The organism is Pseudoalteromonas caenipelagi, from assembly GCF_013140855.1.
Lineage (GTDB): Bacteria > Pseudomonadota > Gammaproteobacteria > Enterobacterales > Alteromonadaceae > Pseudoalteromonas > Pseudoalteromonas caenipelagi.
In genome coordinates, this window is the sequence record NZ_JABBPG010000008.1 from 76,889 (window position 1) to 102,960 (window position 26,072).

18 protein-coding genes are annotated in these 26,072 nt (G+C 42.6%); 9 read left to right on the forward strand and 9 right to left on the reverse strand.

Features of this window, described 5'->3' with window-relative positions:
* The first annotated feature begins 171 nt into the window (after positions 1 to 171).
* Positions 172 to 1,176, forward strand: coding sequence for an L-threonylcarbamoyladenylate synthase (locus HG263_RS16935; protein ID WP_171627277.1), 1,005 nt, complete (start codon positions 172 to 174; stop codon positions 1,174 to 1,176).
* A gap of 241 nt (positions 1,177 to 1,417) precedes the next feature.
* Positions 1,418 to 3,421 carry an alpha-amylase gene (locus tag HG263_RS16940; protein WP_171627278.1) on the forward strand — a complete coding sequence of 668 codons (2,004 nt, stop codon included), beginning with the start codon at positions 1,418 to 1,420 and terminating at the stop codon, positions 3,419 to 3,421.
* Between the two features lie 17 nt (positions 3,422 to 3,438).
* On the opposite strand, the gene HG263_RS16945 is transcribed toward HG263_RS16940, so the two are convergent.
* A complete protein-coding gene (locus tag HG263_RS16945; protein WP_171627279.1) occupies positions 3,439 to 4,470 on the reverse strand; it encodes a tetratricopeptide repeat protein in 1,032 nt (343 codons plus the stop codon).
* A gap of 124 nt (positions 4,471 to 4,594) precedes the next feature.
* Between HG263_RS16945 and HG263_RS16950 the strand changes: the two genes are divergently transcribed.
* Positions 4,595 to 5,194 (forward strand): GNAT family N-acetyltransferase, encoded by a 600-nt coding sequence (locus HG263_RS16950; protein ID WP_171627280.1) that lies wholly within the window; start codon positions 4,595 to 4,597, stop codon positions 5,192 to 5,194.
* 356 nt (positions 5,195 to 5,550) lie between these two features.
* Positions 5,551 to 5,814 (forward strand): DUF2999 family protein, encoded by a 264-nt coding sequence (locus HG263_RS16955; protein WP_171627281.1) that lies wholly within the window; start codon positions 5,551 to 5,553, stop codon positions 5,812 to 5,814.
* A 598-nt stretch (positions 5,815 to 6,412) separates the two neighbouring features.
* Here the strand turns inward: HG263_RS16955 and HG263_RS16960 are convergent.
* Together HG263_RS16960 and HG263_RS16965 are read right to left on the reverse strand one after the other, a co-directional pair.
* Positions 6,413 to 9,058 (reverse strand): M9 family metallopeptidase, encoded by a 2,646-nt coding sequence (locus tag HG263_RS16960; RefSeq protein ID WP_171627282.1) that lies wholly within the window; start codon positions 9,056 to 9,058, stop codon positions 6,413 to 6,415.
* 71 nt (positions 9,059 to 9,129) lie between these two features.
* A complete protein-coding gene (locus tag HG263_RS16965; protein ID WP_171627283.1) occupies positions 9,130 to 12,762 on the reverse strand; it encodes a PKD domain-containing protein in 3,633 nt (1,210 codons plus the stop codon).
* Positions 12,763 to 13,509: 747 nt separating this feature from the next.
* Between HG263_RS16965 and HG263_RS16970 the strand changes: the two genes are divergently transcribed.
* Positions 13,510 to 15,174: a S8 family serine peptidase gene (locus HG263_RS16970; protein WP_171627284.1), complete on the forward strand. Its 1,665-nt coding sequence runs from the start codon at positions 13,510 to 13,512 to the stop codon at positions 15,172 to 15,174.
* Between the two features lie 142 nt (positions 15,175 to 15,316).
* Positions 15,317 to 17,269, forward strand: a complete 1,953-nt coding sequence (locus tag HG263_RS16975; protein WP_171627285.1) for a M4 family metallopeptidase — start codon at positions 15,317 to 15,319, stop codon at positions 17,267 to 17,269.
* A 437-nt stretch (positions 17,270 to 17,706) separates the two neighbouring features.
* Here the strand turns inward: HG263_RS16975 and HG263_RS16980 are convergent, their stop codons facing one another.
* From HG263_RS16980 to HG263_RS17000, 6 genes are read right to left on the reverse strand one after another with little or no spacing between them, the layout of a single operon-like run.
* Positions 17,707 to 18,582, reverse strand: coding sequence for a sugar phosphate isomerase/epimerase family protein (locus HG263_RS16980; protein WP_171627286.1), 876 nt, complete (start codon positions 18,580 to 18,582; stop codon positions 17,707 to 17,709).
* A 10-nt stretch (positions 18,583 to 18,592) separates the two neighbouring features.
* Entirely contained in the window at positions 18,593 to 20,323 is a 1,731-nt protein-coding gene (locus HG263_RS16985; protein WP_171627288.1) for a GMC oxidoreductase, read from the reverse strand.
* Positions 20,324 to 20,332: 9 nt separating this feature from the next.
* Positions 20,333 to 20,947: a gluconate 2-dehydrogenase subunit 3 family protein gene (locus tag HG263_RS16990; protein ID WP_171627289.1), complete on the reverse strand. Its 615-nt coding sequence runs from the start codon at positions 20,945 to 20,947 to the stop codon at positions 20,333 to 20,335.
* A 25-nt stretch (positions 20,948 to 20,972) separates the two neighbouring features.
* Entirely contained in the window at positions 20,973 to 21,314 is a 342-nt protein-coding gene (locus HG263_RS22445) for a hypothetical protein (RefSeq protein ID WP_246240011.1), read from the reverse strand.
* Positions 21,315 to 21,352: 38 nt separating this feature from the next.
* Positions 21,353 to 22,030 carry an MFS transporter gene (locus HG263_RS22450; protein ID WP_246240012.1) on the reverse strand — a complete coding sequence of 226 codons (678 nt, stop codon included), beginning with the start codon at positions 22,028 to 22,030 and terminating at the stop codon, positions 21,353 to 21,355.
* Positions 22,027 to 22,356, reverse strand: coding sequence for a Gfo/Idh/MocA family oxidoreductase (locus HG263_RS17000; protein ID WP_171627291.1), 330 nt, complete (start codon positions 22,354 to 22,356; stop codon positions 22,027 to 22,029). The genes HG263_RS22450 and HG263_RS17000 overlap by 4 nt, the downstream gene beginning before the upstream one ends.
* Positions 22,357 to 22,475: 119 nt before the next feature.
* Between HG263_RS17000 and HG263_RS17005 the strand changes: the two genes are divergently transcribed.
* The 3 genes from HG263_RS17005 (at position 22,476) to feoB (ending at position 25,940) form a co-directional block, all read left to right on the forward strand.
* Entirely contained in the window at positions 22,476 to 23,288 is an 813-nt protein-coding gene (locus HG263_RS17005; RefSeq protein ID WP_343044009.1) for an AraC family transcriptional regulator, read from the forward strand.
* A gap of 319 nt (positions 23,289 to 23,607) precedes the next feature.
* On the forward strand, positions 23,608 to 23,838 hold the full coding sequence (locus HG263_RS17010) for a FeoA family protein (RefSeq protein ID WP_171627293.1): 231 nt from the start codon (positions 23,608 to 23,610) through the stop codon (positions 23,836 to 23,838).
* Between the two features lie 8 nt (positions 23,839 to 23,846).
* Positions 23,847 to 25,940, forward strand: a complete 2,094-nt coding sequence (gene feoB, locus HG263_RS17015; protein WP_171627294.1) for a ferrous iron transport protein B — start codon at positions 23,847 to 23,849, stop codon at positions 25,938 to 25,940.
* Positions 25,941 to 26,072: the final 132 nt, after the last annotated feature.

Genomic DNA, 26,072 nt, shown 5'->3' on the forward strand with positions numbered 1-26,072 from the left:
ATAACTATACTATGCTGGCTCTGCCTTGTGTAAATGCTAATCAAAATGCTGCAAAAACAAACTTGAAAGATAAACAGGCCCTAATGGATTTGTTGTGGCTGTGTACATTGATTAGGGTATAATAGCGGGTTTGCAGACTATGTACGAGCCTAGCTCCTGATTGGATTTGGTATGAGCGCAAACTTAGAAACAGACATTTTATCTACAAACGACCCGCAAAGTGTCGAAATTGCATATGAGCATTTGCAAAGAGGCGAGCTAGTCGCTATTCCAACCGAAACGGTTTATGGACTTGCGGCAGATGCTAGTCAGCCAGACGCGGTAAGTAAAATTTTTGCTGCTAAAGGGCGACCTGCAGATCACCCTCTAATTGTACATGTAGATAGTGTTGATAAACTCAGTCACTGGACTAGTAAAGTACCAAAAAGTGCACAGCTTTTGGCTGATGCTTTTTGGCCGGGCCCGTTAACCATTATATTGCCAAAAGCAGCGCATGTGTCTTATGTGGTTACGGGTGGGCAAGAAACCGTTGGCCTAAGAGTGCCAAATCAGCGTGATGTGCTCGCGTTGCTCGCTCGCCTAAACACCGGTCTAGCGGCACCTTCTGCCAACCCCTACAAACGCATCAGCCCTACAACGGCAGAGCAGGTCATGTTTGGCCTGAATAAAAAAATCGCTGCGGTTTTAGACGGAGGCCCTTGCGAAGTGGGATTAGAAAGCACCATTTTGGATTTAACCTGTGATGTGCCGACTATTTTGCGTTCTGGGCCCATTACCAAGTCACAAATAGAAGCTGTGTTGGAGTGTGACGTGCAGCTTCCCAAAAGCCACAATGTGGCAGTGCCAGGCAATGTTAAAGCACACTATCAACCAACTAAACCTGTTAAGTTGTTGGCAAGCGACAGTTTAATTGAGCAACTAAATTTACACTCTACACTCTCGCAAAATGATATTGCAGTATTGTACTACTCAGACGCATTAACAGGCTCACTTGATGATATGTCCGTGGTGCAAATGAAACTATCGTCAGACAAAGCGGGCTACGCGCAAAACCTATATTACGCGCTCTATCAGCTAGATAATGCGGATATTAAACATATCTGGGTCGAGCTTCCTCCTGAGCAAGAGCAATGGCTTGATGTGTTAGATCGCTTAAGTCGAGCTGCAGCATCTTAACCAATGCCAATTAATCGCATGATACTGGGCTCAGCGTGCATGATATTTTGCAAATGATTAAGCAAATTCAATAAAGATAAACTTACTGTTATTTACTCTTTATCAACAAAGAGTTGTACGTTTTTGACTCGAGTGATGTGGCAAGCATTCATTGACTGCATACGTATTCAGCGGGATAAATTAGTCTGTGTGCTCTACATTGTTATCGGTTTGTAAATAAAATCAATAACAAGAGCACATTATGACAACACTAAATAAAATATCTAAATTATCTACATTGAGCGGGGCAACATTGCTGTGTTTATCACAGGGCGTGCATGCTCAACCTACTACCTTTGTACACTTATTCGAATGGTCTTGGCCCGATGTAGCCCAAGAATGTGAAACCTTTTTGGGGCCAAAAGGCTATGCAGCGGTACAAGTGTCACCACCAAATGAGCACATTATAGGTGAGCCTTGGTGGACACGATATCAACCTGTGAGTTATCAACTACATAGCCGCGGTGGTAGCGAAGCGCAGTTTAAAGACATGGTGCAGCGTTGTAAGCAAGCGGGCGTTGATATCTATGTTGATGCGGTGATTAATCACATGGCGGCTGGCAGTGGCCAAGGGGTTGCGGGCAGCAGCTATGGTATTAAGCAGTTCCCTATGTACAGTCCAAATGATTTTCATGAAAGCTGTGCTATCAATGGCGAAGATTATGGCAATAATGCTTGGCGAGTACAAAACTGCGAACTTGTTGGACTTGCAGATTTAGACACCGACTCTGCTTATGTACAATCGCAATTAAGTGGCTATTTAAATTCACTGGTTAGCGCAGGTGTTGCAGGGTTTAGACTCGATGCTTCTAAGCATATGCCAGCGTCAGATATAGCAACGGTTTTGTCGCAAGTAAATGGTACGCCTTTGGTGTTTCAAGAAGTAATTGATCAAGGCAGCGAAGCGGTGAGCGCGAGCGAGTACTTTGGCAATGGCCTTGTTACTGAGTTTAAATACACCACCAAGTTAGGTGAAACTTTTAAAAGCGGCAAGCTCGCTTGGCTTAGCAGTTTTGGCGAAGCGTGGGGAATGATGCCCAGTTACAAAGCGGTGGTGTTTGTGGATAACCATGATAACCAACGCGGTCACGGTGGTGCAGGTAATGTGGTGACATTTGCCGATGGTAAACTTTATGACTTAGCCAATGTATTTATGTTGGCCTACCCCTATGGTTATCCAAAAGTCATGTCGAGCTACGAGTTTAACCATGACAGCGATGCAGGCGCGCCGAATGTTCCCGTGCATGACAATGGTCAATTAAACTGCTTTGCAGATCAATGGCAGTGTGAGCATCGTCACAGTATGATCTCGGGCGCTGTTGATTTTCGCAATAACACCACAGGGCACTGGCAAGTGAGTAATTGGTGGGATAACGGTAATAACCAAATTGCATTTTCAAGAGGCAATGAAGGCTTTGTGGTTATTAACCGAGAGTCAGGTACACTGTCTCAAACTTTACAAACAGGGTTAGCTCCTGGGATATATTGTGATGTGTTGTCTGGAAGTATAAGCGCCGATAAATCCAGTTGCTCTGGCCGTCAAGTTTCTGTTAGCGCACAAGGTTTTGCGTCTATTTCACTATCACAAATGGATGCGCTTGCGATTCATCACAATGCTAAGATATTGGAAGACACACACACTGCGATGAAGCGTACCGTTGTATTTGTTAAAGCGCAGACGCTTTCAGGTCAAGATATGTTTATCCGTGGTGGTATTGATCATGACTATGCATTGAGTATTGGCAAAGATTGCACACAAACTCCTGCGCTTTGTACTTTGAAAATTAGCCATAACAACCTGAAAAACAATACAACCTTAGACTGGAAAACAGGAGATCATTACCTAGATTGGTCTGCTAATGAATCTACCCAAGATATAACCGCACAGGGTAGTCCATTAGATTGGACAACAAACGCTTGGCCGAGTGAATGGGGCACCAAACGTACTGTTGAAAATGATGGTTATGGCGAAACGCCATTAAACCAATATGGTCATCACTATTGGATGTTAGACGTGCAAATGGATTGTACTAACACTATCAATGGCTGGTTTGAATTAAAAGCTTATGTTAAGAATGGCCAAGGTTGGGAAGGTGATATACGCCAGCCAGACGCCCCCTATGCGAGTAAAAATCACTTTGCACAATGCGGTAAAGTAAATGTGTTTGAGTTTGGCAAGAATACAGCGTCCTATGCTGGCTTTTAGATGAGTTAGCTGGCTTTTTAAAGTAGCCCAGAATGATGTTGGGCTACTGTTTTTACATTACAATGCTGCTCTAGTAAGGCCATTGGTACGAACTTTTTGGGCCTAACTTTTTGATAATCAGCTACCTGTTTAGTGAACTGAGCTGAGATCCAAGGCACATTAAGCATATTAACGTACCGCCCAATAGACGCCTGTTGACCATATTCAAACAAAAAACGACCGTGCTCAATGGCGTATGCAAAACGTGTATGCTGAATATTGTTAGGTGCTTGCATAGCGTTAACAAATGAGCGCATTATCACAAAGTGATAGTAGTAATGATGATTGCTACCTGCAATTGAGAAAATAGATTGTCTAACCGAATTTTGGTAGCGCCAAAATTGTGAGTAATCAGATAACAAAATCTCTGTATTTAGCAAGTTTAAGCCGACACGTGCTGCGGTTTCTGTTTCACCAGCTAGGCTTAAGTCTCTATATAGCTCTTTGAATAACGCTCTGGCTTTATACAAATTATTGGTATCAAGAAAATGATTTGCTACATTGATTTTGACCCGTAAATGCTGTTGCTCATTAGTAGCTAATTTAGCCGCTTTATCTAACATGTCTTTTGCTTTGTCGTATTGTTTAGCGTGCAACATGGCTGATTGTAGATTGAGCAAAGTATGAAAGCTAAAGTTCTTATCGCCATTATTCAAAGCCAAAGCGCATTGATAAGCTTTCATTGCATCTTCGTAACGGCCGTTAATTCTTAACAATACACCCATATTACTGACGAGTTTTGCATGATGGTTTTCTATATAGGGCTGCCAGATTGGCTGCGTTAGCTTTTGGGCAATATCATTGGCCAGCTGTGGTTGGTTACTGACGATCGCAGCTCGTAATGTTAATTGATAAAATTGTGCTGAGCCGGTGTTAGCTGGCAGTTTTGGGTGATCATAATAGCGCTGCGCAAGCTCTTGTGGCTCAGCCATAAACTGTGCTTTGAGTTCAGTGAGATCTAGCGGCATACCTTGCAAAAGGGCAATTAAAACAGCAAAATTTAGCAGCATATTCACTCCTGAAGTCAATAGCGTATCTACCTATGCCAATTTAATCGACTGGTTAGACTGCTTACGGTTAAGGCTTTGAATGCAGTGTATCATCGAAAAAAAGATCGTAAAGGAAATAACAACAATGTGGATAAGAAATGAGCCGTTGTTTGGGCGTCATGTCACTTTGCAGCCTCTAAATTTAAGTCATACACAAGGCTTACAAAATGCTGTAAAAGACGGTGAATCATGGCGATTATGGTATGCCAGCGTGCCAAAACCTGAACAAATGAAAGGGTATGTAGATCGAGCGTTAGAGGCGGTGCAACTCGGCGATATAGCTTACGCTGTGATCAACAATGAAACAGGAAAAGTAGCGGGCACGACGCGCTATTATCAGGTCGATGCTAAAAACAAAAGAGCCGCGATTGGTTATACTTGGTACGCCAATAGTGTACGTCGAACAGCCATTAACACCGAGGCTAAGCTGTTGCTATTACAAAATATATTTGACACATACAGTGCTATTGCGGTGGAGTTTAAAACTCACCTCTTTAATCAGACTTCTCGTCAAGCTATTGAGCGATTAGGTGCCAAGTTAGATGGTGTACTACGAGCCCACCAGATCATGCCTGATGGTTCACTTAGAGATACGGCGGTGTATTCAATCATAGCCAGTGAATGGCCCGCTGTACGCAATAATTTGCAACATAGGCTAGGAGCGTTTCCCTGCTCAGCGACATAATCAATAGGTTAACATGCGTTAATTTTGAACTCGTTTGTTGCTAATTTAGTCTAGGTACAGCGGATTATAAAAATAAGGGATAGCGATGATTACATTTGACACACTGCTTTAGGTTTTGCGCTGGTGGGAGTCTTTGCTTCACGTTTTACTGCTTGGTTGATAACAAAGCCAAAGTTGTGGCAGGGCTCAATACATGAGCTGGTTTGACTTTTGTTTCTTCAGGATTGGCCGTTGAATTAGTGTGCCTAAAGTAGAGTGCTTGAAAATTCTCATCTTAGCCACCACATAACACTATCATTGGTCCTTATTTTAAGCGTAAAGTAAGGGCGTATTATCAAAGTATCGAAGGTAAAGTAATGAACCCTATTTTAGCGATTTTAAAAGAGCACAATATTAGCGACGAGCAAGTACAGGCGCTATTTCAAACGTTAACTGAAAATCCGATGATGGCAATGGGTGTGATAGCACAGCTAGGGATCCCACAAGAAAAACTGCAGCAGTTAATGGGACTGGTAATGCAAAACCCTGCGCTTATCAAAGAAGCGGTTGATGAACTAGGCTTAGATTTTTCTAAAGTCGAGCAGGCAAAAGAAAAGCTTAACCAACAGCAGTCTAATTAATTTCTTCTAAAACACGGCAAGCATTCGTTTGCCGTGCGCTTATCGCTCACTTCAGTTAAAGCATCACGCCTTGTCACACCCCAAAGCGACCTAGTCAAAACGCGGTTAAAAATTTTAAGATTAAATAATGTAAAGCTTTGAGCGTATTTTTGCTGAGTTAATTTAATTGTGATGATTGTGCTTAGTCCATTCTGAAACCAGTTTGAATTACTTGGCAATCGAAACGATTTTGCTACCCTAAAATTGCAACTTTTTTAAGTCACAGAACGAAAACACTGCAATTTGAATGTAAAAAATGAAACCTCAACCAACTTTTCTACACCACAAAAGCGATTATGTGAGAATAAACTCGTTTTATTACTTATCAGTAATATTTTAAATTAGTGGCTTTTTGGTTTAGCTTAGGAAGAGGGTAGGTATAACCCACTCCATTCTAGGTTTGCTCTAATACACTAGAGCTTGATTTGTACTTCTAGCGTATTTCCCCACATGGAGGTGGGGTAACTATGTAAACTGGCTTTGCCTTGCATAAATACCTATCAACCTGCTGAAATAACAAATTCGAAAGATCAACAGGTCCTAGCGTGAAGTTTTCAAGTTAGTGAGTATAAGACCCTGTCAACGTTGCGCCGCTAAACATAGGAACTGCACTGAGCATTATGTAATAGACCCCACCAGCTGTGGAAGCAAAGTGACACGTTTCTCGGTTTCCGACTATCCAAGGGCGGCAATGATAGTCTTTTTTGCTCGGCTCACTGCCAAATTTCACATGCATGTCCAGTTCACCAGTTCCACCAGTGGTACTGAAGGTAATGTCTTTCGCATCTGCGGGCACGGTCATGGTGTACATCAGTTGACCATGATCGGCGACATTCACAGGGACAGAAACACCATTTTGTAATTCGTTATCACCGACAATGGGTTGCTGAATATAGCGAGCCAGTAAGGTGGTATTTTGAAAACCGTTGTCTGAATCTACGGCAATGTAATGCCAGCCTTTTTGAATGTTATCGACGGTAATGGTTTCGCTGTTGTTAGGTCCCTTTGATTCATGCGTATACTGCCAGCCGTTATCTGGGCGACCATATTCATAGTAAAGCTCTGCATTGCCGCTGCCATGGCGTAACGTGATCTGTAACGATACATTTTTTAACCCATCAGGCACATACAAGGGGTACTCTTTGACTCTGCGGGTGGGATCGGGTGCGACACACAATGCATGACCTGCTTGGCTGCGAGTGTCTGTTGTTGGTGGTTGCACTGCACAGGCATCTACCCCAACATTATCACTGCCTTGTATATCATCGACATTAACGGGTTCAATGGGTGAGGGGGGGCGGGTTGTATCGGTGCTGCATCCGCTATAATCAACTTGTTGTAACCAACTGGCAAACGAAGTATCAAATAACTTTTGCGATACCCATTTATCAACAAGCTCAGTGCGATAGCGTTGATATTCGCCGGCTTTAAATAGCGCTAACATGTTAAAAAACGCCTCGTTTTGTTGTTCGTACATATACCTTGTTGCAAGGTAGCCCCAATCATAAATACGTGTTTGGCCAACGCCATATTCATTGCTAAAAATGGTGCTGAGCGAATAAGTGCCTTTTCTGGCTTCTTCTATTGCATTGGCGTTACATGTTTTTAGAGAACTATATTCAGCAATGCCTTCGCCAAACCAGACCGTGCGACCCGCATCATTACTATCACGAAAATCACCTTTGGAGATGTATCGTCCTTCTAGATAATGAACATATTCATGGCGTAAGTTCCAGATATCAAAAATAGGTCGCTCAGACACATGTTCATAGGCATAAAATGTGGCTTGATCACCGGCTTTAGCAGGATCCCCTTCTCGGTAGGTACCGCCGTTACTGGTGCTGACATTAAACAGCACGCCACCATAGGTCACCCATTCTTTTTTATCATTGAAGATCACCATTTTCAAAGAATCATTGTCATCAGGTGTGACTGGAATATGGTTAGTACGCAGCAATTGGTGAAAGTGCTCGTCGTGGGTTTTTAAGGAATTACAGGTCCATGCTAATTGTGCATCATCCATGTCTTGAGCCCAAATAAACAAATTGCCTGATGGACATTCCACGCGATTGTTTAGCACTTGCTCGATAATTTCTGCTCTTTTGTTACACACAGAGTAAGCGTCGCATTGGCGGTTGTAGTTAATCGATTCTAAAACCGCTAAATACAGGGTACGTTCTTTATCGGTTTTCAATGGCCCGTAGGTCGTGAGTACTTTTGAGATCTCTGCGCTCAGTCTCCCCTCAATAGCAGCAAAATGAGAGTCGTTTTTACCTTTGTAAAGGTTAACTAGCTGGTAGCCCAAATTAAACAAATGATAGTCATTGGCTGATTTACGCAACCAATTCAGATTGTTGTAAATAAACCCTGTAATAGCATCAATTAAAGCCATGTTATGTTGCTGAGCGCGACAGGTTTCGTCTCTGGCACAGTCATTCAAAACTTGCCAAAACAACGGGGTAACTGAACGGGCCCAGTCATTGATATGCTCGTAAGACTCATCGAAACGAGCAAGTACGCCCAGTGCAATGGGGACTAAAAACTGGCCGATTTGCGCATTTTTAATAATACCCGTTGCGCTTCTGACCACTTGCGCATGGGTGGCGGTTTTATCGAAAAAATGGCTGTTCGCATAGAGGGCATTGACCGCTTGTGTCATGGCTTGTTTTGTTGTTGGATTTACAAAGCGTCGATTATCGTAATACGCATATGCTTTTAACCAGTAGAATAAACTGCTCAGATATGCGGCGTTTGTTTGTCCATCATAGCTGCGCAGTTGGCTTTTTAACTCGGTTATAACGGTATTAAAGTTAGCGTCTGTATATCCGCCTAGTGTTAGCGTTTCGGGTTTATCGTTAAATAAAGTATCAATACATTCGTGGCCATAATTTTTAATCGCATCTAAAAATACCGAACCACTGAGGTGGCTAAACGCCTCCGTAGGGCAGGTTTGCGTTGTTGCAGCTTGGCCGCTCATTATCATCAATTGCGGCTCGCTCAGTTTAGGCTGAGCCAAGTTTATCGTTGGTTTATCGCTAGGTGACTTATCGTTGAACATCGCATCGGGTGTGTACTCTGCGTCAGCACTGATATGTGCAATGTCAGTAGCATGGTCAAGGGTTCCTATATCTCTATCATCTTGTGCCCAAGCCCATGTGCAGCTTAATGCTACCACCAAAGGTGTGATCTTAATTGTTTTATACATGTTGTTTTCCTGAGTTGGTGAGAGTGAATATCGGGCACTTTTAATACTCAATTGTGCCCGATATTTAAAAGTTACAGTGGGCGACAGCCGGCGACGTCGTAATCTACAACTATCGTGGCACCAGTCGCATCCCCTGAAATTTGTAAGTAGCCCCAGTAACGAGACTGTTCGTTAATTTCATAGAGCAGACATTGTTGGTTACCTTGAGTGAAGGACACGGCCTCATGATCGGAACCATCAGTTTTTGGCCAGTGACCATCACCGAAATAAACTTTGGCATCAGAGGGGGCATTGATAAGTGTGATGGCTACGTTTTTTGGACCTCGGTCCATGCCTGCGAAGGAGTGGCCGCGCGTGCCATTAATGCAGCGTGGTTCAGTTGGCGCGAGCGCTCTCGTATAAACACCATCGAAGTCGGCACAGGCGTCTGTTAATGGCGGGTGATCAACATTCACTGTGATGGTGGTATTAGCCGTCATGTTGTCATTGTCTGTCACGGTTAAGGTGACTTGATAGATGCCTGCTTGCTCGTAACTGTGTGTTGGATTGGCAAAATTGCTTTGCGTACCGTCATCAAAATCCCATTGATAGGCGGTGATCAGCCCATACTGGTCGTCAGAACCCGCGCTGCTGAAAGCGACTTGTTGGCCAATTTGTAGCTTCGACGTTGAAGCATGGGCGTGAGCAACTGGTGGCTGAGGTGCTGGTGGAATGTTGGAGCATTGTGCGAAGCTACATAAGGCTTCAAGTGCTGCTACGTCTGCGTTATCAACAACACCATCGCCGTTAATATCAAAGCTGCTGTCGATAGGCAGATTCGCCGCGATAGCTGCGCTTATGGCATTGATATCATCAGTGTCTACATTGCCATCTTGATCGTAATCGCCGATCGGCAATACCTGATAGATAACCTGTACACTGGCGCTGGCATTTTTATTATCAGTGACCGTTAGTGTAACTGGGTAGCTACCAGCACGCTCAAAATGGTGTGTAACCACAGCACCTGAGTATGTTAAACCGTGATTTAAATCCCATTTATATTCAACAAGCGTTCCGTCTTGATCGCTAGATCGAGTACCGTCTAGTTGCACCGCAATGCCCGCTCTCACCGTTTGATTGCCACCCGCATCAGCATTGGGTAAACGGTTTGGCGCTGAGTGATCAGCATCACGATGAATATCATAATAAGCTCTAAAACGCAGTGACTCGTAATCTTTAAATGGGTCAATCATAACTTGGTAAATGCCACCTTGTTCAAACTGACACAATTCAGTTTGATTCGGAGCTTCCCAAGGACGACAGTCATATTGAGATTTCGACACAGCTTGATTACGACTCACATGAATGTCTGGGTCGCCATTATAATATTCAACAAGTTCAAATGTGACTAACGACGCAGCATCAGGCACAGCAAACTCATAGCGATAAACGTGCCCATTCGCGTGGGTAGCGAGATCTAATTCATCAGCTAAATAAACACGCTCACAGTCGCTGCATAATGGCGCATCATTTGGTGAGAGCTCAGTGATCACAGCACTGGTATGTGCCGTCGCGGTATTACCCGAATTATCTGTTACAGTGAGACTAACATTGTAAGTACCGGTGTGTGAGTAGGTATGTGTTGTTTGTGCATCCGTGCTTTGTGTACCGTCTCCAAAATCCCATAAATAAGATTCGATTTTTCCATCCGGATCATTTGAACCAGCACTATTAAATTCAAGCGCGTGACCCACAGCCTCATAGCGAGTCTTGCCATTGACATTAGCAAATGGTAATTGGTTTTGTGTGCTGGCAATTTCATAGTAAACCTGAATTGATGCATTGCTGTAGGTTTCAAATGGCTCAATGAACAGGTCAAAATCTCCTCCACCTTGGAACTCACAGTATTCTGAGATCCCTTTCCAAGTGAAAGGTCGACAGTCGAAATCGGTTTTTGATACAGCACGATTTTTGGCGACATAGAGGTCGAGATCACCGTTTATTTTGATTGTTCCATCTGCCATTTTTGGGCCTTGATAGCCACCGGGCACCACAACCACGACGCGTGATGCCTCTTCAGGTACACTAAATTGAAAATCATACGTTTTACCTGGGCGTTCACTCCAAGAGCCGTTGTTTTTGTTCGCCCATAAGTTGTCTATGCTCAATACGGAGTAGCGTTGCTCCCCTTCCTTTAGGTATGGGTCTTCACCTTGAAGTACGCTGAATTTTGAATTACTAAATGACGTAAAGGCATGTACAGAGGCAAAATAAGGCACAGTCACGTCTGGAATATCGACCGTTGCAAGCTCTCGATCTCCTGCGGAATTAAAAGACACTATGTCTGCAACCCATTGGTCCGAGTCCCCAGTTGGTGCTGTAGGAGCCTGCCCTTTTGAAACATACATATCAGGGTCTTCTGTATGTCCATTAAGGTAAAACAAGATATTCTTAGCATCAAAAGGTAAATTTACTTCGAAGGTCTCAATCGCCCCTTTATCCGCAAAAGGGATATCGTGGCTGGCAAGTAATTTTCCGCTTGGCTCAACATTCAACCCAGATACGCCATCCCAAGGATGCGCACTATTACTCACATATTGGGACAGGCCTGTTGCTATCAAATTTTCATTGGACCAAAGTGTATTACGAGCAGGGTTATGCAGTGCTGCGGTCATCCTGTTTACTTGTTCTTGTGTAAACATGGCGTAATTATCGGAGTAATGCATAAAATTTTCAGTGTTGGTGGGCTGCCCTAAGCAATTAGGTGCATTATTTTGCATATCGCTAGGCATAGACATTTGAGGTGTATCGCAGCTTCTGTCACCCGTCGAAGCACAAAAGGCTTCATTAGTGATTGAACACTGCTTGGTTTCAAAGGTATGGATCAGATTTAACCAGTGACCGAATTCATGAGTGAGTACTGAGCGGAAGTTTTCACTGGTGTTGTTGCCCACATAATGGCCGTTGTATACAACACGCGCCGTGCCTTGCTCCGTCATCGCCAGCTCTGGATACCATGCGACTCCTGATTTATTAAGCTTGCCATCATCATATAAATCATGCATTAGATAAACATTCATGTAACTGTAGTTATCCCACGCATCAGCCTGTATTTGAGCTAAGGTTTCGTCATCATAATTACCATACCCTTTTTGCTCACGTGCGTGGCGAACGATCCCCGAAGTGTCGTTGCCTTGTGGGTTTTTCCCTGCCAACACAAACTCTATATTGAGGTTCTCTCTAATTGCTTGAAACTGTGGTGTTATCTCGGGCGAGTCGATGGATAAACCTTGAAAATCATTATTTAGTTTAGTCAGCGCGTCCTGAATTTTATCATCGGTTAAACATTTTTGTGTTTCATCCGCACAGTTGTATTCATCACCATACACATGAAAAACCACAGGAATATAATAACGCCCTGGAACTGCGACACTGTTTTGGAGTAACTCTTCAGGTAGTGACGTACTTTCCATGGATTTAGACATCATAGGGCGTGAGAGCGTTTTTGCTACACGATATTGCTTAGATTCGCGCTGTAGTGCGGACCAATCTTGACCATTGTCTTCAATGCCGCAATCGGGTGCTAACGCCTGCTGGAGTTGTTCGTTGTGTGTGAGCTTTATATGGCTCGCCGGCTGAAGGATGGAATTTGTGCCTGCATATGTCGTTAAATGTGCCATACAGGCACCAAACGTACAGATACCGACTAGGGTTTTTAGTTTCATCTCGTTGTATCCTTGTTGATAATTAAGCTTTTCATTAAAAAACGATTTGATTAGTTTTTAATGGCTCTTTTATTTTCTAAGCTGCTGTTTTTTATTTTTAGCAATTTGATGTTGTTGGTTGTTTGACTACATAAGTTCGGTAGTTCAAGACATCTCAATAATGATTTAAATTGCACAGAATGAGTCATTTCATTCACCTTCTATTTGATTGCTTGTGAATTCATCACCGCTTAGTTTCAGCGCCCCAAGTTCGAGTATTAAGTTGGTAATTACTTAACGTCTTTGGGCATACGTGTTTGTCCGTTAGACATTTGTGCAAGATAGGGAAGGTGAATTCCTGTTTACCATTAACAGTGTTTATACTCCCGATCTTGGCAGATATTTGAAATTTGTTTTTCTAATATCGCAACAATAGTAAATACAAAGTTAAAATTTAAACTAGGAGTAATACGGCCATTAATGCAATAATTTCGGCGTTAAGTGGAGGGGAGATGCACTGAAGCGCAGATAGGAAATCATATTAAATATATTAAAATCAAAGGTTAACATGTTTGTTTTTTAAACTTGATAAGCTTTTCGTTATATTTTTCGCTGCCCAGTTAACGCTTGCGATCATTTTTTTGACAAACTATACATAAGTAGGCTTATTCAATTGGTCGTGGGTTACTTTTGATATGAATGACAGCGATGTCTTTTTTTCTTAAAGCTAGCCAAACCTGTATTCACGTATAACTTAGAGAGTGATTTATGGAAAATATAAAAAGAAAGAGTATCAGTATTGCAATGTGCGCAATCTCAATATTTGGTTCTAACGCCCTTTATGCAAAAACCCTCGCTCAAGACAATATGAAGGAGCGATTTATTATCAAACTCAATCCTGAGTATATGTTGAATGAATTAGGAAAAACGCAATATCTTCATAAAGATATGAATGAAGCAAAAGTAACTGTAATCGAGAGTTTTGCGTCAAAGGCTGGATTAACACTCACAAAACGCTTGATACAACAAGATGCAATGGTTGCCTATTTAACCCAGTCTGAACTCAAGGCTTTAAAGGCCAATCACAGCGTTAAATTTATTGAGGGCGACCCAAAACGTTACCTCCAATCAGAATCCATCCCTTACGGTATAAGCTTAATTCAGGCCAACCAATTACCCGATGTGGGCGCGGCTAATCGCAAGGTCTGTATTATGGATACGGGTTATACCCTAGGACATCCTGATTTACCGCATGCAAATATCACCGGTGATGATGGTTATGGTGAATTTGATTCAGGCAATTGGTTTGAAGACGGCCATGGTCATGGCACGCACGTGGCAGGCACAATCGCGGCGATCGGGGGGAACGATTTGGGCGTTGTTGGTGTTAATCCATCGGGTGAGCTTGGACTTCATATTGTCAAAGTATTCGACTCACAAGGGAGCTGGACCTATGGCTCTACAATCGCTGAAGCGGTTTATCAGTGTGCCGCAGCTGGTGCTAACGTCATCAATATGAGTTTAGGTGGCAATAAGCCTTCAGAATTGGAGCGTGAGGCATTTAATACCACTTATCAACAAGGTGTGTTGCATATCGCCGCAGCTGGTAACAGTGGTTTTTTAAACCATCACTATCCAGCCTCTTACGATGATGTGGTATCTGTGGCTGCGGTCGATGAGCAAGGAATGAAAGCGAGTTTTTCTACCTATAACGATCAAGTTGAAGTTGCAGCGCCGGGCGTAAAGGTGAACTCCACAACCAAAAATGGTGAATATGGGAATATGAGCGGCACATCAATGGCAACTCCACATGTGTCCGGTGCAGCGGCACTACTTTGGGGCTATTTCCCAAATTGTACCAACCAACAAATTCGCCAAGCTCTGCAAGTAACCGCCTTAGATAAAGGTCCTGTTGGGCGCGATAATGAATATGGCTTTGGCGTGATTCAGGTGCTTGCCGCAAAGCAGTATCTTGATCAACAAGCCTGTGAGCTACCCGTTGGTTTGCCTGTTGCCAATTTTACCTACCGCGGCAATTTACTTGAAGTGTCTTTCACTGATACATCCACCGATAACGATGCCATTGTTAGCCACCAGTGGGCATTTGGCGATGGCACCAGTAGTGTGCAGCAAAATCCAATTCATACCTATGACAAAGAAGGCACCTACATGGTGCGCTTAGTCGTCACGGATAGCGAAGGACATCGCTCATTAAAAATTAAAGCAGTAAATGCTGATGATGGCATTGCGCCAATATGTGATGACCGAGCTCAATGGCAGCAAAATAAACACTATCGCATTGGGGATAAGGTGAAGTACTTAGATAAAAAATATACGGCCATTCATTGGGGAGCCGGAGCCACACCAGATGTGTTTACTCATGTATGGAAGTTTGATGGGTTATGTGACGACCCCACTCAGAACGCATTGTAAGCATCACCTCTGGCTAGATGATGACTTTTAATATCGTCTACCTGCTCATGACTTTAAATGTATCAAGTTCGGTTCAAACCATGTATCGGCATCGTCAGTAAGGTATATTGCTATACGTGGTTTGATTTTTAGGGATAAGCTAATGAAAAACAAAATCAATAAACATCAATATTTACTCGTTTTGTTCGCTTTCAGTACATCGTCAGTGTGCGCTGCAGAACGGGTTGACGCGAGTGCATTTTATGCTGCTTTAAAGCATAGTCAGTCTGTTTATACGACAAGTGATCTTACTGTACACACACTACTGCGTGATGCACAAACCTTGCGCCAAGTCTTGCTACCTTCGGGCATTACAAAAATGCGCAAACAACAATACTATCAAGGGCTCCCCTTATTGGGAGAGTCTTTTGTTGTGGGCCTCAAGAACTATAATATTTATAGTTTATATGGTGATGTAATAACACACATTAGCGACGATATTACGTCAACAGTACCAAAAATTACAGCACAAGTAGCTATTCGAAAGGCATTGGAAAATACACAGCTGAGTCGCTCAGCTGTTCAAAATACCACACAAAAGCTGCATGTCTGGTTAGACGATAGCAACAAAGCACATTTAGTTTGGCTGGTTTCTTTTTATAGTGACGTTGTAGTACCGACTCGTCCCTATTTCATTATTGATGCCCACAGTGGCCATATTCTGAAGCAATGGGAAGGGTTAACTCATGCCTCTACACCAATAAAAGCAAGTGGCCCTGGGGGAAATGGTAAAACTGGACTCTACTACTATGGGGCTGAAGATGGGCTTGCAAAGTTCGATGCAATTGAGCGCCAAGGTACTTGCTATTTAGATAGTGCCAATGTGACTACCTATGATATGCGTAACACCACAGGCGAACTGCATTTACACGAATTTGCTTGTTCAGAGAATACCACCAGAGAAGTAAATGGTGCGTTTTCGCCCTTAAACGATGCCCATGCTTTTGCACAGCTTACCGATAAAATGTTCAATGAGTGGGTTAACACGTCGGCGCTCACCACAAAAATCAAAATGCGTGTGCACTATGGGCAAGATAGAGCGGCCGCATTTTGGAATGGAGAGTTTGTAACTTTAGGGGATGGCACACAAAAAACTTATCCATCCGCTACATTGAGTGTGACATCCCATGAAATTGCGCACGGCTTTACGGAGCAACATTCGCAATTGGTTTATAGCGGTCAATCAGGTGGGCTCAATGAAGCCTACTCAGACATTACCGCGGCTGCGCTGAATCAATTTGTACACCAACAATTTAACTGGCAAATTGGTGACAAACTGTTGAAAGAGCCTGGAACCGTCAGGTCAATGGATAACCCCAAAATGAGTCATACCAGTCAATATGTTGAAGGCACAGGCGTACATCGTAGCTCAGGGATTTTTAACAAAGCATTTTATGAACTTGCCACAACGACCGGTTGGAGCATTAAAAAGGCGTTTAAGCTGTTTACGTTGGCCAATCAGCTCTATTGGACCAGTGACGCCACGTTTGAGTCGGCAGGGCAAGGGCTTTACCAAGCAGCTTTGGATCTCAACTACTGTGTAAACGATGTTGTACTGGCGATGGAATCGGTTGGTGTTTATGATTCAGGTGTAAAGAACGATAGTTACTGCCCAAGTCAAGATCATGACGCGGGGCCCACCGCATTGTTTACGTATAACAAAACGCAGTTGCAAGTCAGTTTTACTGATCACTCAACAGACGATAACGGTATTGCCAGTTATTACTGGGATTTTGGTGATGGCCAGTCGTCAACACTCGCAAGTCCAACACATATCTACCAACAACCCGGGAGTTATCAAGTTCGTTTGACTGCGATGGATAGCAAAAATACACTCGATCATACATTGCAAACGATTCAGGTTGTCAGCGACAGCTGTCATGTAGCCGCTTGGAAGCCCGAACAGATATATCGCTATCCAGATAAAGCCGCGTATAACAACTTAGTCTATCGGGCTCAATGGTGGACCAAAGGAAGTCGCCCAGATCTCAATTCTGGCAATGGTAAAGTATGGCGCTACGTTGAACCCTGTTTAGTAAGTAGTACTGATAGGTAGTAGCGATGTTTGGAGGCACGTATCAGGGGTGGCCATACACGTTGATTACTAAGGTCTTAAACTATTGAACTGCTCCAATTGTGCAGGACATCATTGATAATGGAGTACAATCCAAATATTGATGTGAAAAATGACAAAAAGAGCAAACTGAAGTTATCCTGCTGAGTCTATACGAGAAGCTGTCGCATTGGTCACTAAACAAGGCTTTAAACAAGGTTTATAGTGTTTCAAAGACCGCAGCACCTTGTATGAGGTTACAGATATTTGCTGTGCAATTGGAAAGCCAAATTTGAAGCTGAGCAATCAGGTACTGCTTTAAATTCAGACGAACGTGTTGAATTATTGAGGCTTCGTAATGAAAACAAAGAGGCTAGGAAAAGTTGTAACTTACTTATGCAAAGGGAAGTGGACATGGGCAGCCCACTTCCCTTAACACTTTATTGAAGAATTTTATCTAAGTTTTGTTTTGACAGGGCAACTGACTGTATTGGACTGAGTCCTTCAGGATAGTGCTCTTGCTCTAATACAATCCATTCAACGCTGCCTTGTTCATATAACGCTTTAGTGAGATTTGGCCAGTCTATGCCATTATTTAATCCTATGATCGGTGACAGGTTATCAGGGTTTTTCTCAGGAATAACTACCTTGTAGTGGGTTGTTTTTGTGCGGTTGGGATACTTTTTAACATAGGCAACCGGATCTTGTCCCGCAAAAGATGTCCAACCCACATCTTGCTGCAATACAACATTAGGGCTGGTATTTTCTGCTATGAAGTCCCAGAATGTAGCTCCGTTATATTGGGCAAATTCATGTTGATGATTGTGATAGCCAATTTGCATATCGTACGGCGCTAGTTTATCTGCAAGATCATTTAAGTCTTTGACTACATCAGCTACTTGCTCGTGATCCCATGCGCGTTTTTCCCATGGGTCGATTAAATACTTTACGCCTAGTGTTTGATAGAATTTAACTGAGTCGCTGAACTTGTCTTCTGAGAATTGCTTAAAATCGATATGGGCACCACTGGCTTGTAAGCTCAAACTATCTAAAAATTTACGCAGACCTTGAGGATCATTTTTATAGGGGCCAAATTCTCCAGCAAACTCCACGCCATCAAAGCCCATGCGAGCTAGCTGGGTTATGGTGCCGTTGAAGTCTTGTTTTAAAGCATCTTTAACAGACCAAAGTTGTACACTGACTTTTTTCTTGTTCGTTATTCGATAAAAATCTCTTTGATTATCTACCACAGCATGTTGGCATCCTGATAGACTTGTACCTAATAGCAGGGCTAAGGCGAGTGTTCTTTTTTTCATGCTTATTTTCCTAAATTCGACGGTTTTTAAATTCTTTTGCGGCATAATCAACAGCTCTAGCCGTAATAGCCATAAAAGTGAGTGATGGATTGACGGTAGCCGTTGAACAAAAACTGGCACCATCAGTTACAAATAAATTCGGAATATCATGGCTTTGATTAAATCCATTCAATACTGACTCTTTTGGATCGGAGCCCATTCTCGCTGTACCGACCTCGTGAATAGCAAGCCCTGGGTGGCGCTCGTGATAGCGCGTATAGCAATACACATCCTTCAATCCAGCTTTGAACAGCATGTTTTTGGCGGTCTGCGCTGCATCATCCATCATCAACTTTTCATTATCTGACCATTGGCAATTGATAAGTAGTTGCGGTACTCCCCATTTATCCGTTTTCGTTGGATGCAACGATACGTGGTTTTCGTATCTGGGCAACATTTCTCCTTGAGCAGATAACCCAAATAACCAACGTCCGGCTTGCGTCATGTTATTTTTGAAATCAGCACCAAACCCATCACTGCTAGATTTAGCGCGCCAGTCCTCTCGACTCGACCAAGCTGCCAACGCATAGCCTCTTTTATAGTCCATTGCGTATCGACTAGGTTTATATTGAAAGTTTGGGATATAGGGGCTTGTCGGTCGCCGTCCCGAGTAATATTCATTGTCAAAACCCTCTACTACGCCAACAGCTCTCGCATTGTAATTATGATCCATCAAATAGTGACCAAGTACACCTGAGCTGTTTGCAATGCCATTTGGAAAGGTTTTAGACTTAGAATTCAATAATATTTGTGTCGATCCGAGTGTAGATGCACACAAAAAAACCATGTGAGCGTAATACTCTCTTGTTTCTAAGCTTTCATTGTCAACCACTCTCACACCAACCACCCTGTTTCTATTGCGATCATAAATCAAGCTGTGCACCACACTATTAGGGGCAATATGTAAATTTCCGGTTTTTGCGGCCGCAGGTAGGGTTGAACTTTGCGTTGAGAAATAAGCCCCAAAGGAACAACCTTTTTGACATTCATTGCGGGCTTGGCACTGTACTCTGCCTTGCGCTAAGTGTAATTCTGTTGGCTTAGTTAAATGTGCAGCTCTGCCCATCACCATGGGCCTATCGGGGTAAAGCTTTGCTAATTTATCTTTGAGCATGCGCTCTGGCGCAGTCCATTCAAATGCAGGTAAAGACACGCTGTTGGGTAAAGTATCTAAATTATCCATATTTGCAGCGATACCAACATGTGCTTCAACATGAGCATACCATGGTGCTAAATCGTTATATCGAATAGGCCAGTCATTACCATAGCCATCTGCTTTATTAGCTTCAAAATCCCATTGATTGAACCGATAGGATTGGCGATGCCAAAGTAATGACTTACCACCAAGCTGATTGGCGCGTATCCAGCTAAACCCTGTGCCTTGAGCAGTGGTGTACGGCAAGTCTCTGTCGTTGCCAAAAAAATGTTTTGTTGAATCGCTGAATGCGTAGCATCGTTTTTGCACATTATACTGTTGCTCAACAAGTAAATTATCGACTTTCATACGATTGTCAAACAACCAAGGGCCCTTGTGTTCACCGATATAATCTTTGCGATGTTCAACAATACGACCTCGCTCGATCATCAGTGTTTTGAAGCCTCGTTCGCAAAACTCTTTGGCTGCCCAGCCGCCAGTAATGCCTGAACCCACGACTAACACATCAAACTTTTCTTTGCTATTTTTTATGTATAAATCTGTCATCACATGAACCTAATAAAACCCGAGTGAGCCCCAGCAGTTTCCCACCGATGTATATTCAATCGAGCCTTTAAAACCACCTGGTATCGCTTGGTATTTTAAGGCTTGAGTTGCACCATACTCAGTAGTGAAATAACCAAAAACTATCAAATTTTTAAGCAACTTGAGTGTTTTCCTATCTTGTTTATCAAACCCATGTGATTGCGCTTCTACACATTGCATCACTTTGAGTTGGTGCTCGAAAGATTGCGCAATAAAGGGGCCATTAAAGTTGCTTTGGCTAAAGTTCATTACTTTTTGTAGTAGACTTATGACTGCTTGCTGGTCCTGCATGCTGTGAACCGTTTTTAACTGATGATCTATAAACCCATGTACATCCAATTCGCTGGCAGATAAAGTCTCTGTTTTGGGCATTACCAAGTCGACCATACATTTGAGCAGTTTCATGTGATGTTGTTTTAATAGAGCGCCATCCTTGTCGGCACTATTTGCCTTTATAGAATATGCAAATGCGCTTGATAGTACTGAGCCGTCCAAGAATTGTGCTGCTGAAGCCCCCCCCAGCAAAACAGTTAAGTGATGTAAGAATTGCCGCTTTTTCTTATCAATGTCGGTTAGTTGAGTCATTTCAGCTTCCTATGCATAGAAGTTTTTATTTTTGCTGTACGAGTAAAAAGGCAAATGCAATGATTAAAGTACAAGGGAATAACACCAAGTACCCTAATGTAGCTTGGCCCGTAATCAGTTCAACGTGCTCGTCTGTTAAATTATATTGCTGTGCTTCTGTTCTCGCTAAATCAATCCACCTACCAATCACTGGACTCCACAAACTGACAGAGAGCATACCGACCCCGCCCATAACTGACAGACTTAAAGCGCCAGTGTTAGGTAATTTTTTTGCAACAAAGCCAAGCATAGTAGGCCAAAAATACGTAACACCCAATGCAAACAATAATGCTGAAAAATAGACCTTAATACCGATTTTCGTACTCATTAAAAAAGACCTAAAGCAGCAAATATTGCAGAGACGTACTACACACCAATGGGGTCAAACGAGTGCACAAAAGGTCCTGCAAAAAAGCGTCCTACGGCCATTGCTCCTGTTATCATCGCCATAACAATCATAGGGGGAGCACCAGTGTCGCCGAAAACTCTTTCTATCCATTGTTGAGTACTTAGCTCTGTCACAGAGGTTAAAGGCTGACAAAATGCCATAAAGATAAACAATGGGTGCAGCAGGTTTCTCACATTACCTAATATAGATATTTTTTCTACAGCTTTAGCTGGGAAGGCTTGGGCCAGCACTAAATATCCATAAAGTATGGTTGGGAGCAGCATTACGGCTTTGTTTGTATGAAATATATCCGCAATCAGTGGATTACACCCAGCTTTGACAGCCCTATTAGCAAAGCCAATACAAAAGCTTGATATAATTAGCAAGCCAAAGCCCGCTGCACTCATGGTTAATATGAGCCCCAAAACATATCCGATTAAGGCAATGAACAGTAGTTTCTTGGGCCCTAGCCAGTTATAAGCAACGCCATCAAAAATAGTGGCTACAGGAAAGTCTAAAAGTGCCATCGCATTGACCCAGCTAAGCTGCGCATTAAGCTGAGTTAATATTCCCGCTCTAATAGCAAAAGTCATTGCAGTTACGGTGAGTGCCAAACAGCAGGCAACGAATAGTCTATTGGAATTTTGTTGGTTCATTTTTTGCAAACCAGCCTTGTGTACTCAACAATCACCTTTTTAACCGCGCCAAACTCTCCTGTTTTAACCAGCTCTTCGGCTTGTTTGATAAGGAGATAATTCGCGTATGCACAAGTAAGTCCACAAAGCCATTTAGATTTATAGATCTCTAGTTCAAGTTCCAATGCTTGAGCAAGGCTGACGGTAGCTGGTTTGTCGCGCAATACAAGAAAGTGTAAATGGTTAGGCATTACGATAACCACGAAGTCCATTCTTTGAGATTTAGGTAACGCACAAATAAATGCATCAGGCCCTCCATCGACCATGCCCATTCTTACTTTTCTCACTCGTTGTCACCTATTTACATTCTAATTACAGAACAGTCTATTATTTTGTCCCATGAAGCTGTTAAGATAATTTCAGTCTAAAATAAAATAAAATCGGCGTTTTACATATAAAGTTTGTGATGTCGAAATTAGTTGTCGGAAATATGGAAAACAAAAAAGAAGAAATAGAATGTATTGAAAATACTAAAGATGTTGATATGGTTCAAATTATTAATATGTTCAGTTTACTTCCAGATGTCCTTTTTTGGATAAAAAGTTCTAGGCATTGCTTTGTTTATGCTAATCAAGCTTTTGTGGACCACGTGGGTGCCGCAAAATTGGATGATGTGATTGGCAAGAACGACTTTGACTTCGCTCCAGTCCATGTGGCACGACAATTTATCCAAGATGACAAAAAGGTCTTAGCAGGAGCTTGTGTAACAGACCGTTTTGAAATAAATCAATCTAACAATGGCGAGCTGGCTTGGTTTACTACCTCAAAGCGACCATTGAAAGATAAGCAAGGCAACGTTATCGGCACATACGGTATAACTCGACACTTGCAAAAAACATCAACAACACTTGCTCATATCAACGCGATAAAAACACCCGTTGAGTTTATTCGTCTCAACTATCAAAAAGCGATTACCATTGAGCAACTCGCTCAGATTGCCCACTTATCTGTGAGTGCGTTAGAAAGAAGGTTCAAAAAATATCTAGCTAAAACACCAAAACAATTTTTAACAGAAACAAGGTTAGAACAAGCACGCAAGCTACTTGTTGAAACGTCATTACCTATCTCATCTATCTGTTTTTGTACAGGGTTTGGTGATCCAAGCTACTTTGCTAAGCAATTTAAATGCTTTTTTGGCTTAACCCCTTCACAAATTAGGAAAGACAACTATTTAGATATCAATAAACATCGACCCAATCCAGACAAATACTCGGTATGAATATCTTATACAATATAATTTTAATTTCTACAACTAGTCCATTATTCAGGGGAATGTGTCATTTAGAGATAAACATAAGACTTTGAATGAGAACTTCCTGAATTGATATTTACGTGCGGGTCGTAACTTTTGTGGGTGTATATGTTAATAAATAATATACTATTTGCAGTTTTTTTATACTTTTTTGTTATGCAACCTTCTGATTTTTGGGCGTAAGTTACAGCTTTATGAAAGCTGCTCTTTCCTTAGCTTTGACTCTGAGTTATTATGCGCAAAATGGTAATGGGAATTATTGTTAATTGCAGTAAGCGCTTAAACTATGACTTTAAATGATTTAAAACCACGACAAAAAGCCGTTATTTCTGCATTGGGGCACCAAGATGTTGCACTCGCCAGTCGTATCATGGCCCTTGGTTTAGTACCTGGAGAGTCAATCGAGCTGATGAACGTTGCTCCTATGGGCTGTCCATTACAGGTAAAGGTAGGTGACACCCTAGTGAGTGTTCGTAAAACTGATGCGAGCTTTATTTCTTTAACATTAAATACTTAGGGGCGCAGATGAAAGTTGCATTAGTGGGTAACCCCAATAGTGGCAAAACCACACTGTTTAATCGCTTAACTGGCTCAAAACAAAAGGTAGGTAACTGGCCCGGAGTGACGGTTGAGCAAAAACTCGGTCAATGTACCTTGGCTACGGGGTTACATATTGAGCTTATCGACTTGCCTGGCCTTTACAGTGTTGAACAAATAGAGCCTGGACAAGATGAACAAATTGCCATTGATTTTTTACGCCAAGGTGATGCTGACTTAATCATCAATATTGTTGATACCTCTAATTTAGAGCGCAACCTAGTGCTGACAACTCAGCTGCAAGAGCTTGGTACGCCTATGGTGGTGGCAGCCAATATGGTGGATGTAGCGACCCAACGCGGTAAATCTCTTGATGTATCGCTATTAAGTGAACGTTTGCAATTACCCGTTATTGAAGTCATTGGTTCAACTGGCAAAGGTCTTGATTCATTAAAACAAGCACTTACAAGTACATTAGCTGATAGTAAACCCAAACCTGATGTGGTCACAAAACAGCAAGTACAGCAGCATGATCCTGTTGCGGCAACGGTTGCACGTTACAAACGGGTGCGTGGCCTAACTCAAGGGGTGAATATTATTTCACCCCAACGTTCAGACATAACAGACTCCATTGATAAGGTTGTTCTTAATCGATTTTTGGGTGTGCCTATCTTTTTGGCGATGATGTATTTGATGTTTACCATTGCCGTTAATTTTGGTGCCGTGTTTATTGATTTTTTCGATATTTTTGTCGGCGCTTTGTTAATTGATGGAGTTAAAGAAGTACTTGGCGCTGTAGGTGCGTCTGCATGGCTCAGTGTGTTACTTGCCGATGGTTTTGGTGCTGGTGTGCAATTAGTTGCAACATTTATCCCTGTGATAGGGGTACTCTATTTATGCTTATCGTTACTTGAAGACAGTGGTTATTTGTCTCGCGCGGCATTTGTGATTGACCGTTTAATGTCATCTATCGGATTACCGGGTAACGCATTTGTGCCTTTAATCGTTGGTTTTGGTTGTAATGTGCCTGCGGTGATGTCAGCGCGCACCATGAACCGAGAGTCTGACAGATTATTAACAATAATCATGGCGCCATTTATGTCGTGTGGTGCTCGGTTAACGGTTTACGCTTTGTTTGCTGCAGCGTTTTTTCCAACCAATGGCGCTAATGTGGTATTTGCCTTGTATTTACTGGGTATTGTTGTTGCTGTTGGTAGTGGTTTTATATTCAGGAAACTGGTTTTCACCGGTGAAAAAACGCCTTCTTATACAGAAATGCCAGCTTACCATCTACCAGTATGGCGCAATATTTGGCTAACAACCTGGCACCGCTTAAAAGGGTTTATTGCACGCGCTGGCAAAACCATCGTGATGGTGGTTATGTTATTGAGTATGCTTAATTCAATTGGCACCGACGGCAGCTTTGGTAATGAAAATACCGAACGTTCATTATTAGCCAAAACCGCACAGCTAGTGACGCCTGCGTTTAAACCTTTAGGGATTGAAGAAGATAATTGGCCGGCAACGGTGGGCATTGTCACCGGTCTGTTCGCTAAAGAAGCCATTGTAGGTACTTTAGATGCGCTTTATATCGGTGAAGAGCAGCAAGAAAGCGAGTTTTCGCTGACTAACGCAACCGCTGAGGCCTTAAGCACTATCCCTAACAATTTTATAGACCTATTAGGTAACTTAGGCGATCCATTAGGGTTAGGCGCATTAGATGAACAAGATGCCAACAGCAATGCGCTGTTAACGCAAATGGCCAGTCAATTTAATGGCCAGCTTGGGGCATTTAGCTACCTCGTTTTAATTTTGCTGTATACCCCTTGTGTGGCTGTATTAGGCGCGGTTAAACGCGAGTCTGGAGCACGTTGGATGTGGCTGGTGATAGGCTGGACAACTTCTTTGGCTTATATTCTATCTACGAGCATTTATCAGCTAGCAAATTTTGCTCAGCAGCCTCTATTTGCTGGTACTTGGCTCGCCGTAATGGGGGGAATTGCATTTGCTTGGTGGCTGGGTTTAAGAGGGCTTGGTAAACAATTAAACAAACCGCCCACGTATCAAATTAATCTGAGTTGATAATAAAAATGGTGCTTTTAGCGCCATTTTTATTATCTGCACTGTATGGCATGTTTATCCTAAATAATAAAAGCATCTTATCTTACTGCCTAGAGTGAATGTAAAACCATGCTTGTTCGGTCTACATCAGTC

Bases quoted from the DNA above. Each gene is read 5' to 3' on its own strand.
- HG263_RS16960 (WP_171627282.1), bottom strand. From the start codon at position 9,058: ATGTATAAAACAATTAAGATCACACCTTTGGTGGTAGCATTAAGCTGC.
- HG263_RS17005 (WP_343044009.1), top strand. From the start codon at position 22,476: ATGTCGAAATTAGTTGTCGGAAATATGGAAAACAAAAAAGAAGAAATA.
- HG263_RS16980 (WP_171627286.1), bottom strand. From the start codon at position 18,582: ATGAAAAAAAGAACACTCGCCTTAGCCCTGCTATTAGGTACAAGTCTA.
- HG263_RS22445 (WP_246240011.1), bottom strand. From the start codon at position 21,314: ATGAGTACGAAAATCGGTATTAAGGTCTATTTTTCAGCATTATTGTTT.
- HG263_RS17010 (WP_171627293.1), top strand. From the start codon at position 23,608: ATGACTTTAAATGATTTAAAACCACGACAAAAAGCCGTTATTTCTGCA.
- HG263_RS22450 (WP_246240012.1), bottom strand. From the start codon at position 22,030: ATGAACCAACAAAATTCCAATAGACTATTCGTTGCCTGCTGTTTGGCA.
- HG263_RS16940 (WP_171627278.1), top strand. From the start codon at position 1,418: ATGACAACACTAAATAAAATATCTAAATTATCTACATTGAGCGGGGCA.
- HG263_RS16975 (WP_171627285.1), top strand. From the start codon at position 15,317: ATGAAAAACAAAATCAATAAACATCAATATTTACTCGTTTTGTTCGCT.
- HG263_RS16970 (WP_171627284.1), top strand. From the start codon at position 13,510: ATGGAAAATATAAAAAGAAAGAGTATCAGTATTGCAATGTGCGCAATC.
- feoB (WP_171627294.1), top strand. From the start codon at position 23,847: ATGAAAGTTGCATTAGTGGGTAACCCCAATAGTGGCAAAACCACACTG.
- HG263_RS16955 (WP_171627281.1), top strand. From the start codon at position 5,551: ATGAACCCTATTTTAGCGATTTTAAAAGAGCACAATATTAGCGACGAG.
- HG263_RS16985 (WP_171627288.1), bottom strand. From the start codon at position 20,323: ATGACAGATTTATACATAAAAAATAGCAAAGAAAAGTTTGATGTGTTA.
- HG263_RS16935 (WP_171627277.1), top strand. From the start codon at position 172: ATGAGCGCAAACTTAGAAACAGACATTTTATCTACAAACGACCCGCAA.
- HG263_RS16950 (WP_171627280.1), top strand. From the start codon at position 4,595: ATGTGGATAAGAAATGAGCCGTTGTTTGGGCGTCATGTCACTTTGCAG.
- HG263_RS16965 (WP_171627283.1), bottom strand. From the start codon at position 12,762: ATGAAACTAAAAACCCTAGTCGGTATCTGTACGTTTGGTGCCTGTATG.
- HG263_RS16990 (WP_171627289.1), bottom strand. From the start codon at position 20,947: ATGACTCAACTAACCGACATTGATAAGAAAAAGCGGCAATTCTTACAT.
- HG263_RS16945 (WP_171627279.1), bottom strand. From the start codon at position 4,470: ATGCTGCTAAATTTTGCTGTTTTAATTGCCCTTTTGCAAGGTATGCCG.